At 62.6% G+C, this 14918-nt stretch carries 13 protein-coding genes; 3 read left to right on the top strand and 10 right to left on the bottom strand.

The genetic code is table 11. The features are described 5' to 3' along the window. Positions 1-619 precede the first annotated feature (619 nt). A complete protein-coding gene (locus tag KW830_RS04775) occupies positions 620-1843 on the top strand; it encodes a GGDEF domain-containing protein (protein ID WP_218332311.1) in 1224 nt (407 codons plus the stop codon). Positions 1844-1883: 40 nt separating this feature from the next. Here KW830_RS04775 and KW830_RS04770 read toward each other — a convergent pair whose 3' ends face one another. The 5 genes from KW830_RS04770 to tsaA form a co-directional block, all read right to left on the bottom strand. Next, on the bottom strand, positions 1884-2768 hold the full coding sequence (locus KW830_RS04770) for a TlpA disulfide reductase family protein (RefSeq protein ID WP_218332310.1): 885 nt from the start codon (positions 2766-2768) through the stop codon (positions 1884-1886). 565 nt (positions 2769-3333) lie between these two features. Continuing rightward, positions 3334-4347 (bottom strand): c-type cytochrome, encoded by a 1014-nt coding sequence (locus KW830_RS04765; protein ID WP_218332309.1) that lies wholly within the window; start codon positions 4345-4347, stop codon positions 3334-3336. Positions 4348-4363: 16 nt separating this feature from the next. Then, complete coding sequence (locus tag KW830_RS04760; RefSeq protein WP_218332308.1) at positions 4364-5032, bottom strand: cytochrome c; 669 nt, start codon at positions 5030-5032, stop codon at positions 4364-4366. A gap of 359 nt (positions 5033-5391) precedes the next feature. After that, positions 5392-6351 (bottom strand): DMT family transporter, encoded by a 960-nt coding sequence (locus KW830_RS04755; RefSeq protein WP_218332307.1) that lies wholly within the window; start codon positions 6349-6351, stop codon positions 5392-5394. A gap of 208 nt (positions 6352-6559) precedes the next feature. Next, positions 6560-7060 (bottom strand): tRNA (N6-threonylcarbamoyladenosine(37)-N6)-methyltransferase TrmO, encoded by a 501-nt coding sequence (gene tsaA, locus KW830_RS04750; protein ID WP_218332306.1) that lies wholly within the window; start codon positions 7058-7060, stop codon positions 6560-6562. A 237-nt stretch (positions 7061-7297) separates the two neighbouring features. Between tsaA and KW830_RS04745 the strand changes: the two genes are divergently transcribed. Further along, positions 7298-7492 (top strand): hypothetical protein, encoded by a 195-nt coding sequence (locus KW830_RS04745; RefSeq protein WP_066534228.1) that lies wholly within the window; start codon positions 7298-7300, stop codon positions 7490-7492. Between the two features lie 173 nt (positions 7493-7665). On the opposite strand, the gene KW830_RS04740 is transcribed toward KW830_RS04745, so the two are convergent. The 5 genes from KW830_RS04740 to gloA all read right to left on the bottom strand — a co-directional run bounded on the left by KW830_RS04740 (position 7666) and on the right by gloA (position 14043). After that, positions 7666-8502, bottom strand: a complete 837-nt coding sequence (locus tag KW830_RS04740; protein ID WP_218332305.1) for an alpha/beta fold hydrolase — start codon at positions 8500-8502, stop codon at positions 7666-7668. 272 nt (positions 8503-8774) lie between these two features. After that, a complete protein-coding gene (locus KW830_RS04735) occupies positions 8775-9275 on the bottom strand; it encodes a hypothetical protein (RefSeq protein WP_066534226.1) in 501 nt (166 codons plus the stop codon). 294 nt (positions 9276-9569) lie between these two features. Further along, on the bottom strand, positions 9570-11120 hold the full coding sequence (locus KW830_RS04730) for a methyl-accepting chemotaxis protein (RefSeq protein ID WP_066535939.1): 1551 nt from the start codon (positions 11118-11120) through the stop codon (positions 9570-9572). Between the two features lie 443 nt (positions 11121-11563). Then, positions 11564-13114: a methyl-accepting chemotaxis protein gene (locus KW830_RS04725; protein WP_218332304.1), complete on the bottom strand. Its 1551-nt coding sequence runs from the start codon at positions 13112-13114 to the stop codon at positions 11564-11566. A gap of 512 nt (positions 13115-13626) precedes the next feature. After that, positions 13627-14043, bottom strand: coding sequence for a lactoylglutathione lyase (gene gloA / locus KW830_RS04720; protein WP_066534223.1), 417 nt, complete (start codon positions 14041-14043; stop codon positions 13627-13629). A 316-nt stretch (positions 14044-14359) separates the two neighbouring features. Between gloA and KW830_RS04715 the strand changes: the two genes are divergently transcribed. Further along, the gene (locus KW830_RS04715; RefSeq protein WP_066534222.1) at positions 14360-14815 is read left to right on the top strand and encodes an Lrp/AsnC family transcriptional regulator; all 456 of its coding nucleotides are present in this window, start codon (positions 14360-14362) and stop codon (positions 14813-14815) included. Positions 14816-14918: the final 103 nt, after the last annotated feature.

The raw sequence follows: 14918 nt of genomic DNA, 5'->3' as shown, positions 1-14918 counted from the left end.
GAAAGGGCGTTTTCCTGTTTTGAATATAATTATTGCTGGTTCTTGTAATTTTAAATATTAATCTTTTGAGAATATGTGTAAAATTAATTTACATGACATATGTGAATCAAAGTATTATATATTAATTTAAATTGCTTATTTCACTGAGATTGCTCTATATTGATTAATGCCATCGCGGATAGTGAATTATGATTCACGGTGTCGTTGTCTATTGTTAATTCATGGCTGAATGCAAGCTAGTATCAAGAATATAAATGCAGCATCTGGTTTTTCTCATGCACTGAATAATCCGATACATGTTGCATTGAAAATGCAGCCACCAACGCCTCAAGCGCGCGTGCCAGGGGCACCTGTGGATTCATGGCCTGTTCCGATGGCTGGTGCACTGGCCAACAGCAAGCATCGGTGTACGGCGAATCAACAGCCGCCCACACTTTCCAAGGCTTGCTATTTGCCCTCAGGTCTTACACTCTGATCGTTTATTACGCTGAGCGACTGTGCCGCAACGGGCCGGCGCAGCTTTTCCGATCCCTATGTGAGCAAAGTGCTGTCCCGCGGGCCGGGGCGCTTTGCGGCGGCAGTTCTGTACAGGCCCTACTTGGTACCCCTTCACTTTTCCATGGTTGCAACCATTCTTGTCGGCATGCTGTGTGCACACCTGCTGTGCTTTGCAGCGATGTTCCTGCTCATCAGCAAGCGCTTGCATGGCAAGAAGATGGGGCTGGACTTTTTTGCCGTGGGCAATCTGCTGTTGGGGTTGGCCTATGTGCTGCAGCTGGTGGAGGGGGGGCCGGCCTGGAGTGTGATGAGCGTGGTCAATCACACGCTGACACTGGCGTCCCCGGTGGCCTTCTGGCTGGGGGCCATGCGTTTCTTTGGGCGGCCCGTACCGTTGCTGAGGCCGCTGCTGGTGTTTGCGGCCCTCTACAGCCTGGCCCAGGTGTTGGTGCAGTGGAGCCTGGGGCCGGTGGCGCGCTACGCCATGCTGTCGGGCGTTTCGGCACTGATGTTCCTGTTGATGGCCGGCACCGTGGTCTATGGCGTGCGCACCTTTGCCAAGGACCTGTACGGCGAGATGGTGTTTTTTGCGGCACTGATCTTCGGCATCTGTGTGCTCAATGCAGTCAAATTCGTCAAATTGCTGAGTGGCGGACTGGCTGCGCTGCAGATGGATGCCGATTTTCAGCTGGTGTTCTATATCTACATGTCTTTTCTCGCGACGGTGCTGCCGCCATCCATCATCTGGCTGGTGCTGCGCAGGCTGACCGATGAGCTGCGCAATCTGGCAGCGCGCGACCCTATGACGCAACTGCTCAACCGCCGTGGGCTGAATGATGCGCTGCAGCTGTATTTCAACTCCCGCAAGGCCGTGCCGGCGCATGCGCTCATGGTGGACGTGGACCACTTCAAGCGCATCAATGACCGCTACGGCCACCAGGCGGGCGACACGGTACTGTGCCATGTGGCGCAGGTGTTGCGCCACACAGTGCGCCGTGGCGATCTGACCGGGCGCATTGGGGGTGAAGAATTTGTCGCCATCTGCCTGGACAGCGATGTGGATGGCGTGATGCAACTGGCAGAACGCCTGCGGGCCGCCATCGAAAACCAGGCCGTTGCCATGGCGGGCGGGGAGCAGATGCTGCACTGCACGGTCACCGTGGGGGTGTCGCACCACTTCATGGGTGCGCAAGGTCTGGAGGCGGCCATGCAGGAGGCCGATGCCGCCTTGTACCGTGGCAAGGCAGCCGGGCGCAACCGGGTGGAACTGGCCGCCTGCGCCCAGAATGGCTTGCCCGTCCAGCGCACAGACGGCCCATCCGACACAACCAAGACGGTGATGTAGCCTGCGCGTTGCACGTCCTGTGGGGCGGACGGCGCAGGCGTTATTGAGTCACAGACTCCGGCAGGGCGGGCGAGGCAGCGGAAGGCGCGTCGGTGTCAGGCACCGTTGCCTTCAGCAATGGCTGCAGATGCTGGGCCAATGTCGCGGTAGAGAGCTCGCCCACGCGCAACGCGCTCTGGCGGCCTTGGGCATCGACAAACACCGTGGTGGGCAGCGCACTGCTGCGCAGCAAGCGGCCCAGTTCCTGGCGTTCATCCAGCAGCACCTGGGCGGGAGGTAAGCGGTGCTGGGCCGCGTACTGCAGCACGGTTTCCGGGGACTCTCCCTGATTGACCCAGAGAAAGCGCACGTCCGGGTGTTCACGCTGGGCTTGCAGCAGGGCAGGCATCTCGCGGCGGCACGGCGGGCACCAGGTGGCCCAGAGGTTGATGACCAGGGGTTGGCCTTCCTGCTGGGCCAGTTGATCCAGCTGCACGGTGCGTGCGTCCAGCGCCACGGCGGAGAAGGTGGGCAGGGGTGCCTGACCGGGCGCCATGGCCTGACGCAGCCCTTGCGCACCCAGCCACAGCACCAGAGCACCGGCAATGCCCACCATGGCGGCGGGGGCCAGCGCATGGCGCTTCAGCCACAGCGTTGCCCCATACAGCAGTACGGCGACCATGCCCACGCTGGCAGTCCAGCCTCCGTCGCGGATGTCAAATGCCGCCCAGGCAGGCTGGGCGTAGTGGGGCGCGAACTCCAGCACAAAGGCGGCGCGCGCCGCCAGCAAGCCGCAGACCAGCAGCAGCCAGCCATGCCAGCCCCATACCTGCTGGCTGCGCGCGGCGCGCCGCTGGGCCAGTGCATCGCCCAGCCACCAGGCGGCAAACAGTTGCAAGGGGGCAAGGGGCAGGGCCAGAGGGCCGATGCGCAAGACTTCTTCCATCACATATCCGGGTCAAGAGGGAGGGGCGGGCGGGGAGCCCGGCCGCACAGCCTACCGTGGCACACAAAGCAGGGTGCTGCGGCATGGATTGCAGTGCACCCGCCGCCAGCCGGCAAAGGGCGCAGAGCTTCAGCAGTGGTCGTGGCGTCAGGCGGCAGCTGGCGTGGGAATGCAGCTGGCGCGGCGGCCGTGCCGAAGCGCATCGCAGACCAGCGGGCCATAAAAAATCCCCCGGCCCAAGGCGACCGGGGGGAAGCACAAGCGTCAGCCTGGACGCTGCCCACCATGGGTAGGCGCCAAGCTGGCGGGCAGATTGGGCCCCGCTTGCGTTATGGGGAGATTAAGTACCGATCGCACAAGCCTCACTACGCCTTTGCCCAGCCTGGTTCAGGACCCAACCAAAGCTGGGATGCAGCGCGTGCCAGCGGCTTCAAAGTACGGGGTGTGGCCTGCGCTCCGGGCGTGTCTGCTGGCCCGATTCGGGCTGCCCCGAGCCAACCACCCGTGCCAAGGGAGGCGATGAAGGCCCGGCACCCGCCTGACCCAGCCAATACAGGCCAGTCGTTCAGATGCCCTTGCCCAGCAGCTTTCCGTTGACTTCCACGCCGTACAAGGAATTGGGGCTGTTGTGAAAGACCTCGCGCGTGCGGGCGATATCCCCATTGAAGCGGGGATCCTGCGGGCGCTCGAAGCTGTTGATGAAGGTGGCCACCTCCCAGGCTTCCTGCTCGCTCAGGTCGTTGTGCAGACCATATGGCATGTTGGACTTGATGAAGCTGGCCGCCTTGTCGATCTCGTGCATGCCGGCTCCCCAGTTGTAGGAGTCCTTGCCCCAGAGGGCCGGAAATACCGTCACGCCGTCTTTCTTCTGGCCCTGGCCGCTGTCGCCGTGGCACAGCGCGCACTTGGCCGCATAGACCTTCTGGCCCGCTTCAAAGGTGGGCGCCACCTCGGCTTGGGACAATTTCTGGAAGCCGGCGCCGGGCAATTTTTCGCCAAGGGGGGCTTTTTGCGCCATCCAATAGGCATAGGCTTCCACCGCTACCAAAATGTCGTGGCCATCGTCCGGTGCCTTGCCGTTCATGGAATACATGAAGCAACCACGCACGCGTTCGGCAAAGGTGTCGACATGGTCCGTCTTTTTGCGATAGGCCGGGTACAGCGGGTAGGCCCCCCACATGGGCGCCGCGTTCTTCAGGCGACCGGCGTCCAGGTGGCAGTTCACGCAGTTGAGCGAATTGCCGGAAAAGCCTTTGGCATTCTCGGGCGTGCGCAGGAAGATGGCTTCACCGCGCTGGATCCACTCTCCCATCTTGCTGTCCGGAATCGCGCGCGCATCGGGCACGCTGTATGCCGCCGGTTGCAATACGGCTTGCGCGGTCTGGGCCTGCTTGGCGGCCTGGGCGGCTTTCTCGGCCGCAGCGCGTTGTGCCTTGGGGGTGTCGGGGAGGCTGTAGGCAATGCCGCCGATGGCGGCCACCAGCGGGATGGCGCAAAAAGCCACTGCCAAAGCAGCGCCCAGCGTACCGCTGGCGTGCTGGCGGTCTGCCGTGGTGTGCACAGAAGAGTCCGTGGTCATATCCGGGGTCTGCCTTTCAGTGGGAAGCGGCAGCGCTGCCGTGCTGTTGTTGGTAATAGGCCGCAACGTCCTGGATATCCTGGGGGCTGAGCTTCTGGGCAATGGAGCCCATCAGGCCCAGCGGGCCGGCCTGGCGGCTTTTGTTCTTCCAGGCATCCACCTGGGTTTGCATATAGGCCGCGCTCAGATGGCCGATGGCGGGGAAATCCACACCCACGCCAGTGCCGCCCGGTCCATGGCATTTGGCGCAGGCAGGAATGCCGTCTTCCCAACGGCCGCGCTCCACCAGCCAGGCGCCATTGCCATCCTTGGCTTTGGGCAGGGGACCCACTTTGCTCTGGATGGGGAGTTTCAGACTGGCGTAATAGGCCGCGACGTCGGCTTTTTCCGCGTCGGTCAGCGCACGGGCATTGGGCTCCATGGTGGGTGCCTTGCGTCGGCCGGCCGCAAAGTCGTGCAACTGGCGTTCCAGATAGCCTGCAGACTGACCAGCCAGCGGCGGGAAGGAGGCCGTGCCTTCACCGTTGCTGCCGTGGCAGGACGCGCAGGCGGCAGCCCCCTGGGAGCCACCGTTGGCAGCAATCTTGGCGCCGGCGTTGACATCGGCAGCCCATGCGGAAAAGTGGCAGGCTGCGAGCAGGGCGAGGCAGGCCAGCCCGTGGGGAGGGGCCTTGGGGACAGACATAGGGATGACAGAATGGAGAGAGGGGAGAAAAGCAGGGGCCAGCCGCGTGGCGGGAGCCCCAGGCGTGTGCATGCCCCGCAGGCGCACAGACACCCGACAGGCATTGACCCGTTGAAGGTTAGGGGTAAGGGATTAAGTGCAGATTAAGGGCCGTGCACTCGGTCCGAATGTGCCGCTCACCTCGCCGGGCCGGACACAAGGATGGTCCTGGCTGTGCACATCAGCGTGCAGCTGGCCGGGCGGATGGTCCCCATGCTTCCAGGATGCATGGTCCGGCCGGTGCCGGGTGCCATCGTCCCGCGCATCACCGGCCGGGGCTGTATAGGCCTGCGCGCCATGGCGGCAGGCAGGAAGTGGCACTATTTGGCGGCCGGCACACTGGCCGCGCGCCCGGGTAAGGGCACCGTGGCCACCAACACGCTGGCCAGTGCAATGCCCAGGGCCAACAACTGCAGCGGCTGCAGCGATTCACCCAGCAGCAGCACCCCGGTGAGGGCGGCACTCACCGGCAGCAGCACGGTGAAAATACCGCTTTGCGAGGCGGGCACGGTGCGCAGCCCCGTCATCCACAGCCACACGGTCCACATGCTGGCAGCCAGCGCGTACAGTAGCAACAGCCACCACATGCCGCTGGCCACGGCAGCAAAGTCAAACTGCAGCGCCATATAGATGCCCATGGGCGTGGACAGCGCCAGACCCCACAGATTGATGATGGCCGTGATGCGCTTGGGTGGTAGTGCCGCCGTGAGTTTTTTGCCGATGACGGCATATGAGGCCTCGCACAGCACCGCGGCAACCAGCAGCAGATGCCCGATCAGGCTGCGGCTGCCTTCCGTGGACAGGCTGTTGCCATCCGCCTCCGTACCATGTGCACCCGGGTGGCCAGGTGTAAGTGCCAGCAAGGCAATGCCGGCCACCGCCAGCGCAATCGCCCACCAGGTGCGGGCGTTGGCTTTTTCCTTCAGAAAGATCCAGCTGAACACGGCCACAGCAGCCGGGATGGCCGCCATGATGACGCCGGCCGACACGGCACTGGTCAGGCTGACGCCGGTGATCATGCACAGCGTGAACAGAAAATTGCCGAAAAAAGACTCCAGGAACAGCAGCCCGCGCGTCTGGCGGGTCATCGGCACTTCCACCCCGGTCTTGCGCAGCCACGGCGCCATGGCCACGGCGGCAATCCCGAAACGCAGCCAGGCCAGCAAGAACACAGGGATGGCTGCCACCAGCGGTTTGGTCAGTGCCACGTAGCAGCCCACCATGGTCATGCTCAGGCCCAGACAGAAATAGGCCACAGGTTTGGAAGGCGGATGGGACATGGTGCAACGGGGCGAAGGCAAGGGAGAGAGACCGTGGGAGGGCGCCAGAAGGCGGTGCCGGGCGAAAAGCGGATCCCTGGTGTAGGGAACAAGCCGGACTGTTGCCATCAGGCGCAAGCAAAACGCCTGCCATCATGCCGCAAGCGGTCAGGGCCGTGGGTCTCCTGCGTGCGTGTGCGCCTTGCGTATGGGTGGCTTGGTGTCTGGTTCAGCGCATGCGATCGTCCGACTGCGCCGTCGGCAGCCGTTGCAGCCCGTGCTGGAACCAGCCAATGCGTTCGGTATGGCGCACATCCAAAGCCGGCACGTAGGGTTTGATGTCCAGCACCGGCGTGCCATCCAGCATGTCGTTGCCGGTGAAATGCAGGCAGCCTTGCTGCACGCGTTCCAGGTGCACGATGGACAGTCCCAGCCAGTTGGGGCGCGCCGGCGCCCGTGTGGCAAAGACGCCGTGGCTGTGGTCATCCATGAAAGGCACGACCTCCAATTTTTCGACTGCCTGGTGCAGATGGGTGATGAGCATCAGTAACTCAAAGCCTTCGATGTCGCGCAGGCCGGGCTGGTAGTGCGCCAGCAGCTCCAGTTGCCCTGGGACATTGGCCGCCTCCACGGTCTGGATGGGCATGCCCTGAGGGCTGTGAAAGGGGCTGCGCACAAAGCCGATGGGCTGCAGAGTGATGGGGCAGGAAAGCGTGTCAGGAGCGGTCATCGATGGCAGAGGTGGTTTGCGCAGCGTGTGGTGTACGGACCGGCGATGCAGTGGCGGCGCGCTTTGGTCGAGTGAAATGCAGCGGATTATTTCGCTATTCTTATTTTGAATAGCGAAGGGTATTATCGCCCTCTATCAAAGGAATAGGGGAGATAGCAGGACATGTGTCACACGGCCCGCCGAGCCCCTTGGAACGCCCAGAACCTGCGCTGCAGCATGTGCGCGCGTATTTTTTGCATGACCGATATCCACCGCAAGCCACGCAAACCTGGAAGCGGCCGCAAGGCCATCTACGATGCGCCCATGGGCCGCGTCAATCTGCCGATGACCGCTGTGCAGCGGGCAAAGCTGATGCGCCTGGGCGGGGCCGCCTGGGTGCGCCAGCAGATCGATGTATCACCCGAGCCGCCGCGCCAGGAAGCTGCAGGCTGAACGCATGCCATGCGTTCGGAATGACGCCCCGCCATGGCGTGGTATGGCGGATGCTTGGGGCTTGTGCCACCAGAGGAGATGCAGAGGGAGAGCGGCTGCATCGCAGCCTGCCCGACCCAGGCGGCCTCGGGTGCGCATGGTCCCCAGCGACGCAGGTGCCCGGAGCTCTCGCTCTAGCTGTTCAGAAAGTCCAGTAGCACCTGGTTGAATTCCTTGGCGTGTGAGAGGTTGCAGCCATGCGGCCCGCCCTGGATCACATGCAGCTTGCTGCCTGGGATGGCCTGATGCGTGCGTGCACCGCTGGCTTCCAGCGGAACGATCTGGTCGCTGTCTCCGTGCAGTACCAGCGTGGGAATGCGGAACTGGGCTAGATCGTCCCGAAAATCGGTGCGCGAGAAGGCGCCAATGCAGTCGTGCGTGGCCTTGGGCGAAGCCATGGCGGCAATCAGTTTGGCGTATTGGCGCTGGGCTTCGCTGACCAGCAACTCACCGCCCTTGGGGGTGAAGAATTTCTGCGTGAATTCATCCAGAAACGCCAGGCGGTCGGCGCGCACGGTGCGCTCGCGGTCAGCAATGTCCTTGTCGGTGCGCAGACCGTCGGGGTTGTCGGCCTTCTTGAACAGGCAGGGCTGTACGGCCGCCGCAAACACGGCCTTCGCCACCTGTGCCGTACCATAGGTGGCCACGTAGCGGGCCACTTCGCCGCCGCCCATGGAAAAGCCCACCAGCGTGGCGCCCTTGAGCTCCAGTGCCGTGATCAGCGTGTGCAGGTCCTGGGCCAGCGTGTCGTAGTCATAGCCTTCCCAGGGCTGGCCCGAAGCGCCGAAGCCGCGCCGGTCATAGCTGATGACACGGTAGCCGGCCTCGACCAGCGGCATCATCTGGGCTTCCCAACTGCGGCTGCTCAGTGGCCAGCCGTGGATCAGCACCACAGGCGGGCCATCACCGACATCTTGGTAGTACAGGTGCAAGCCGGGCTGGTTGGAAGCGGTAAGAGGCAGATACGGCATGGCGAACTCCTTGCGGGCGGAAAGGAACGCACAGCGTTGCAAACCACGGGCCGATCGTCTGTAGGCCATTCCTGACAGTGCGCTGCAGCAAGGCTGTGCGCTTGACCGTTGGACATCTCTCCCAGGTTGCGGCCCTGGTCAGTCTGCGCTGTGTTGTGCGATTTTTTCTGCACCTCTCCTTAGGTGGTCTGCCGCGCCTGCGCATGGTTGTGCAGCACGCCGCCTGAACAGGGGAGGCGGCGTCTGCATGGCGTGGTGCCGAACAGCGGCACTCAGTAGCCGCCTTCCTGTACATACGCACGGTTGGCCCGTTCCCAGGCCGCGCGGATGGGGTGCTCGGCATCCGGCCATTTCAGCCGACTGTGGGCATGCTCGGCATCCCAGCGGCGCTCCCATTCCTGGCGGGTGTAGCTCCATTCCTCATGGCCCTGGCCGCTCTTGCGGCTGTGGTACCCGGCGCGATAGGCCGGAGCGTAGTCATCGTAGGTGTAGGCGTCCGAGTAGTACGGTTCATGCTGGTAGGCATCGCGCCAGTAGGTCTCCTCGGCATCTGGCACCAGGGCCTGGGCCACGGTGTTGCCCGCCAGTCCGCCCACGACGGCCCCCACCACGGATGCCACTGCCGCCGCCCACGGGCCGCCAGCCAGGCCCACTGCGGCGCCCAGGGCCGCGCCACCCGCCACGCCCAGTCCCGTGCCGACGGGGTGATCGCGGCTGGGCTCATCGGTGACCAGATCCACGGGGCGGCGGTGCGAAGTATGGAGATATGTCATGACAGCCTCCTTGCCGGGCCCTGCACGCACGCTGTGTGGCAGTGTCCTGGCTCCATGCTACGCCTGTGGCGCCGCCATGGCACAGCTCCCTTGTTAGGTGAGGTTGCTTGTGTGGCCGCTTCCGGGCCATGTTCCTGTATCGGCGTATCTTTGCTCGTCGGACTACAGCTTGTCCGCTGCGGCATGGAGAGGTAAGAGCGCCGGCCTACATGCCGGGCGCAGGCACAAAAAAGCCCGCCAAAGGCGGGCTGTGGAGGTTGCATGCAGCCAGTGCTGCCATGTGCAGGGCCTCTCTCAGGCGTGCTTCAGGCGGAACACGCTGACCATCTGCGACAGATCGCCGGTCTGCTGCTGCATGGACTGCGCAGCTGCGGTGGACTCCTCCACCAGGGCCGCGTTCTGCTGGGTCACCAGATCCATTTCGGCTACGGCGCGGTTGATCTGCTCGATACCGGAGGTCTGCTCCTGGCTGGCCGCAGTGATCTCGCCCATGATGTCGGTCACACGCTGCACGCTGCTGACGATCTCGTCCATGGTCTGGCCGGCCTGGCTGACCTGCAGGCTGCCTTCCTCGACCTTGTCCACCGAAGCCTGGATCAGTTGCTTGATTTCCTTGGCCGCTTCGGCACTGCGCCCGGCCAGCGAGCGCACTTCGGATGCCACCACCGCAAAGCCACGGCCTTGCTCACCCGCACGGGCTGCTTCCACGGCGGCGTTCAAGGCCAGGATATTGGTCTGGAAGGCAATGCCATCGATCACGCCGATGATGTCGGCAATCTTCTTGGACGAGGTGCTGATGGCGCCCATGGTCTCCACCACCTGCGACACCACCAGACCGCCCTTGACGGCCACGTCCGAGGCGGACAGGGCCAGCTGGTTGGCCTGGCTGGCGTTGTCGGCGTTTTGCTTGACGGTCGACGTCAGTTGCTCCATCGAGGCGGCCGTCTGCTGCAGCGAACTGGCTTGCTCTTCGGTGCGCGAAGACAGATCGTGGTTGCCCGAAGCAATCTGGCTGGATGCGGTGGCAATGCTGTCGGTGCCCTGGCGCACCTGGCCGACCAGACGGCCCAGGCTGGCATTCATGTCGTGCAGGGCCTGCAGCAGTTGGCCGGTCTCATCGGTGCCAGTCACGCGGATGTCGGTGCTCAGGTCGCCATCGGCCACACGGCGGGCCACGGTGACGGCATTGCGCAGCGGGGCGGTGATGCCCTGCGTCAGGCGCCAAGCGCTCACGGCACCAATGGCCAGGGCCAGCACGGCCAGAATCACGAAATAGGTCTGGCTGGTGTTTTCAATGGCCTGCACTTCGGCGGCCTTGGCGTCCAGGCCGGAGCGCTGCAGGCTCAGCAATTCGCTCAGCAGCTTCAGATAGCCCTGTGCAGCAGGCACAAAGGCGTTGACCAGCGTGGCTTCGGCTTCCTCCGACAGCCCCTCGGCCTTGAGCTGGCTGACCTTGTCGCGGCTGGCGATATAGGTTTTGCGGATGGCCATGATCTTGTCCATGATTTCGCGCTCGGCCGGCAGGGAGATCAAAGGCTCGATCTGCTTGAGCACGTCGGCCGTACCCTTGGCCGTAGCGGCGGCATCGGCAGCCAGGAAGGGCACCAGGCTGGCATCGCTGCTCTTGGCAATGGCCGTGGTGCGGGCCACCGCCACGCTGACATTGCTGTTCCAGTCACTGATCAGGCGCTCCTTGGTCAGCGGCTCCTGCATCATCTGCTGCGTGGCTTTGCCCACGGAGTGCAACTGCCACATGCCGATGGCCGTGATCACCACGGCAAATGCCAGCACCACGGCAAAGCCCAGGCCCAGGCGGGCACCGATATTGAACTTGGAAAAATTCATCGCTTCCATCCATTCCAGAAAAGAAGTCCGCGCAGCCTGAAAGAACACCGTTACGTTGACGGTAGTGGCTGTGGAGCGGAGGGGGAAAAGTTATGCGGAATGGCAGACGCCTACCGCAAAAGTAACAGAACGTTATAGGGATTATCCCGTGAATTGCTTGTGGTGCGATGAAATTTTGCGCTGCATCAAAAATCACTATGGATCACGCAGAGGCCCATAGAAAAGCACAAAGCAGTTGAAAGCCATGCAGGCACAGCATTTGTTTCCGCCTATTCAACCCGGGCAGTTCAAAAACGTCATGAAACACCGATGCGGCGGCGTGGAGAAAAAGAGCCCCCTAGAGCACTGCCCTGCCTTCATGCGAGGCACTGGCATAAAAAAGCCCGCCAAAGGCGGGCTGTGGAGATGGCATGCAGCCTGTGCTGCCAGGTGCAGGGCCTCTCTCAGGCGTGTTTCAGGCGGAACACGCTGACCATCTGCGACAGATCGCCGGTCTGCTGCTGCATGGACTGCGCAGCTGCGGTGGACTCCTCCACCAGGGCCGCGTTCTGCTGGGTCACCAGATCCATTTCGGCTACGGCGCGGTTGATCTGCTCGATACCGGAGGTCTGCTCCTGGCTGGCCGCAGTGATCTCGCCCATGATGTCGGTCACACGCTGCACGCTGCTGACGATCTCGTCCATGGTCTGGCCGGCCTGGCTGACCTGCAGGCTGCCTTCCTCGACCTTGTCCACCGAAGCCTGGATCAGTTGCTTGATTTCCTTGGCCGCTTCGGCACTGCGCCCGGCCAGCGAGCGCACTTCGGATGCCACCACCGCAAAGCCACGGCCTTGCTCACCCGCACGGGCTGCTTCCACGGCGGCGTTCAAGGCCAGGATATTGGTCTGGAAGGCAATGCCATCGATCACGCCGATGATGTCGGCAATCTTCTTGGACGAGGTGCTGATGGCGCCCATGGTCTCCACCACCTGCGACACCACCAGACCGCCCTTGACGGCCACGTCCGAGGCGGACAGGGCCAGCTGGTTGGCCTGGCTGGCGTTGTCGGCGTTTTGCTTGACGGTCGACGTCAGTTGCTCCATCGAGGCGGCCGTCTGCTGCAGCGAACTGGCTTGCTCTTCGGTGCGCGAAGACAGATCGTGGTTGCCCGAAGCAATCTGGCTGGATGCGGTGGCAATGCTGTCGGTGCCCTGGCGCACCTGGCCGACCAGACGGCCCAGGCTGGCATTCATGTCGTGCAGGGCCTGCAGCAGTTGGCCGGTCTCATCGGTGCCAGTCACGCGGATGTCGGTGCTCAGGTCGCCATCGGCCACACGGCGGGCCACGGTGACGGCATTGCGCAGCGGGGCGGTGATGCCCTGCGTCAGGCGCCAGGCGCTCACGGCGCCAATGGCCAGGGCCAGCACGGCCAGAACCACGAAATAGGTCTGGCTGGTGTTTTCAATGGCCTGCACTTCGGCCGCATTGGCGTCCAGGCTGGAGCGCTGCAGGCTCAGCAGCTTTTCGAGCTGCTGCAGATAGGCCTGGGCCACCGGCGCGTAGTCATTCGCCAAAGCTGCATCCGCCTCGCTGGTCAGGCCTTCGGCCTTGAGCTTGCCCACTTTGTCGCGCGTGGCCAGATAGGCTTTGCGGATCTCCAGAATCTTGTCCAGGATCTCTCGCTCGGCCGGCATGGAGATGCGCTTTTCAAACTGATTCAGCAGCTCCACCGCGTTCTTGGAGGAGGCAGCGGCCTCCGCCGCAAAGAAAGGCACCAGGCTGGCGTCGCTGCTCTTGGCGATGGCCGTGGTGCGCGTCACCCCCACCGTGACAAATTTGCTCCAGTCGCTGATCAGGCGTTCCTTGGTCAAGGACTCTTCCAGCATCCGCTGCGTGGCTTTGCCCACGGAGTGCATCTGCCACATGCCGATGCCGGTGATTACCACGGCAAACGCCAGCACCACGGCAAAGCCCAGGCCCAGACGGGCACCAATGTTGAGCTTGGAAAACTTCATCGCATTCATCCATTCCACAGAAGACGTTCACGCAGCCGGAACGGGAACCATGCCATCGGCGCAGGAAAGAGCAGGAAAGCGCAGCAAGCTGTGAATTACCGCAAAAAGTAACTGAAAGTAATACCGATTATCAGAGAATTGCGTAAAGAATGGCGATGAATGGTGTCGCGCAGGCGTAAGCCTGTCTGCTTGCGCTGTGGAATGGCATTGCGTGTCCGCAGGCGGAGCCTGCCCAGGAACACAGTCCAGCGATGCGGCCACTGTGCCAGTCCGATAAACGCACTGCCCCCGAGTGCTTCCGCCATAGCATATCTGTGCGCGGCAGGCCTGGCGTTGCACGGTGCAAGACAGGGGGCCAACTTCGCCGTGTGCCGCTGCGATCAGACAAAAAACGGCCCCCGGCACCAGATGGCGGCGGGGGCAGAGTAGGTGTGGAGGCGCTGCCGGCTGTTCGCTCAGCATTGCTGCGCCATCGGTGGAGCCACACCGTCTGGTCCGGCCCTCAGAACAGATCAGCGCAGGCCGGTGCCCTCGCCTTGGTCGTCCTTGCGCTCGATCAGTTCGATCTTGTAGCCATCGGGATCCGTCACAAAGGCAATCACGGTGCTGCCGCCCTTGACCGGGCCTGCTTCACGTGTCACGTTACCACCGGCAGCCTTGATCTTTTCGCAGGCGGCATAGGCGTCGGGCACGCCCAGCGCGATGTGACCGTAGGCATTGCCATGGTCGTAGCTTTCGGTGCCCCAGTTGTAGGTCAGCTCGATCTCGGCCTGACCCGGGTTGCCGCCTTCAAAGCCCAGAAAGGCCAGCGAATACTTGTACTCGGGGTTTTCCGAGGTGCGGATCAGCTGCATGCCGATCACGTTGGTGTAGAAGTCAATCGAGCGCTGGAGGTTGCCCACGCGCAGCATCGTGTGGAGGAATCGCATAGTCATGCTGCACATTGTGCCTGCAGTCGTCTCATCCATGCTGCGCCAGGGCTCCGTCCAAACAAGCAGGCCGCGGCACCGGGGATAAGGTGTCGCGGCCTGATTCAGGTGCTTCGGCGGGGAAGTACTTCACATCTCCATATGCCGACGGTTTATCAGCGCTGTCATGTGACTGGTGTTGCGGCCATCGTCAGCGCCGCTCCCATGGCTTTCAGTGTGCGCCGGATGCTACAGAAAATGTTGCTTCAAATTTGCAGATTGCCGACCGCTACAGAATTTTGTTTTGTATATTTCAGATAAGCCGTAAAATTTTCTAATGGATGCTTTGGATCGAAAAATTCTGGCGGTATTGCAAACCAATGCACGCGCGAGCCTGCAGGAGGTGGGGCAGGCCGTCGGGCTGAGCGCTTCGCCATGCTGGAGCCGCATCAAGCGCATGGAGGAGGCTGGCGTGATCGAGGGCTACACCGTGCGCCTGAACCCCCAGGCGCTGGGTCTGGCCGACACGGTGCTGGTGATGGTCACGCTGGACAGCCATTCCGACAATACGCTGGAAAAATTTGGCGAAGTGCTGGCAACCATTCCCGAAGTGGTGGAAGCGCACCTGGTGTCTGGTGAGTACGACTATCTGCTGCGCGTTGTGGTCAAGGACACCCGCGATTACGAGCGTCTGCTGCGCGAAAAGCTCTACAAGATCAAAGGCATACGCCACAGCCAGTCCAGCTTTGTGCTGCGTACGCTCAAGCGCTCCGACCTGCCCTTGGGCGTGTGAAGGGCGGGGCGTGGGAGGCGGCTGCGCAGGCTTCAAGCCCAATCGTTTGCCAGCACCATCGGAGCTTGCCAGGCATGCTCACAAAAATTTGCAGAAACCGTTC

Source organism: Comamonas sp. CMM03 (assembly GCF_019218715.1).
Taxonomy (GTDB): Bacteria; Pseudomonadota; Gammaproteobacteria; order Burkholderiales; family Burkholderiaceae_C; genus Comamonas; species Comamonas terrigena.
Note: the sequence above shows the minus strand (reverse complement) of the source record. Positions and strands in the feature narration are given on the sequence as shown.

Coding starts and splice junctions, on each gene's coding strand:
- KW830_RS04730 (WP_066535939.1), bottom strand. CDS start 11,120: ATGAATTTTTCCAAGTTCAATATCGGTGCCCGCCTGGGCCTGGGCTTT.
- tsaA (WP_218332306.1), bottom strand. CDS start 7,060: ATGACCGCTCCTGACACGCTTTCCTGCCCCATCACTCTGCAGCCCATC.
- KW830_RS04715 (WP_066534222.1), top strand. CDS start 14,360: ATGGATGCTTTGGATCGAAAAATTCTGGCGGTATTGCAAACCAATGCA.
- KW830_RS04740 (WP_218332305.1), bottom strand. CDS start 8,502: ATGCCGTATCTGCCTCTTACCGCTTCCAACCAGCCCGGCTTGCACCTG.
- KW830_RS04755 (WP_218332307.1), bottom strand. CDS start 6,351: ATGTCCCATCCGCCTTCCAAACCTGTGGCCTATTTCTGTCTGGGCCTG.
- KW830_RS04725 (WP_218332304.1), bottom strand. CDS start 13,114: ATGAAGTTTTCCAAGCTCAACATTGGTGCCCGTCTGGGCCTGGGCTTT.
- KW830_RS04770 (WP_218332310.1), bottom strand. CDS start 2,768: ATGGAAGAAGTCTTGCGCATCGGCCCTCTGGCCCTGCCCCTTGCCCCC.
- gloA (WP_066534223.1), bottom strand. CDS start 14,043: ATGCGATTCCTCCACACGATGCTGCGCGTGGGCAACCTCCAGCGCTCG.
- KW830_RS04765 (WP_218332309.1), bottom strand. CDS start 4,347: ATGACCACGGACTCTTCTGTGCACACCACGGCAGACCGCCAGCACGCC.
- KW830_RS04745 (WP_066534228.1), top strand. CDS start 7,298: ATGACCGATATCCACCGCAAGCCACGCAAACCTGGAAGCGGCCGCAAG.
- KW830_RS04775 (WP_218332311.1), top strand. CDS start 620: ATGGTTGCAACCATTCTTGTCGGCATGCTGTGTGCACACCTGCTGTGC.
- KW830_RS04735 (WP_066534226.1), bottom strand. CDS start 9,275: ATGACATATCTCCATACTTCGCACCGCCGCCCCGTGGATCTGGTCACC.
- KW830_RS04760 (WP_218332308.1), bottom strand. CDS start 5,032: ATGTCTGTCCCCAAGGCCCCTCCCCACGGGCTGGCCTGCCTCGCCCTG.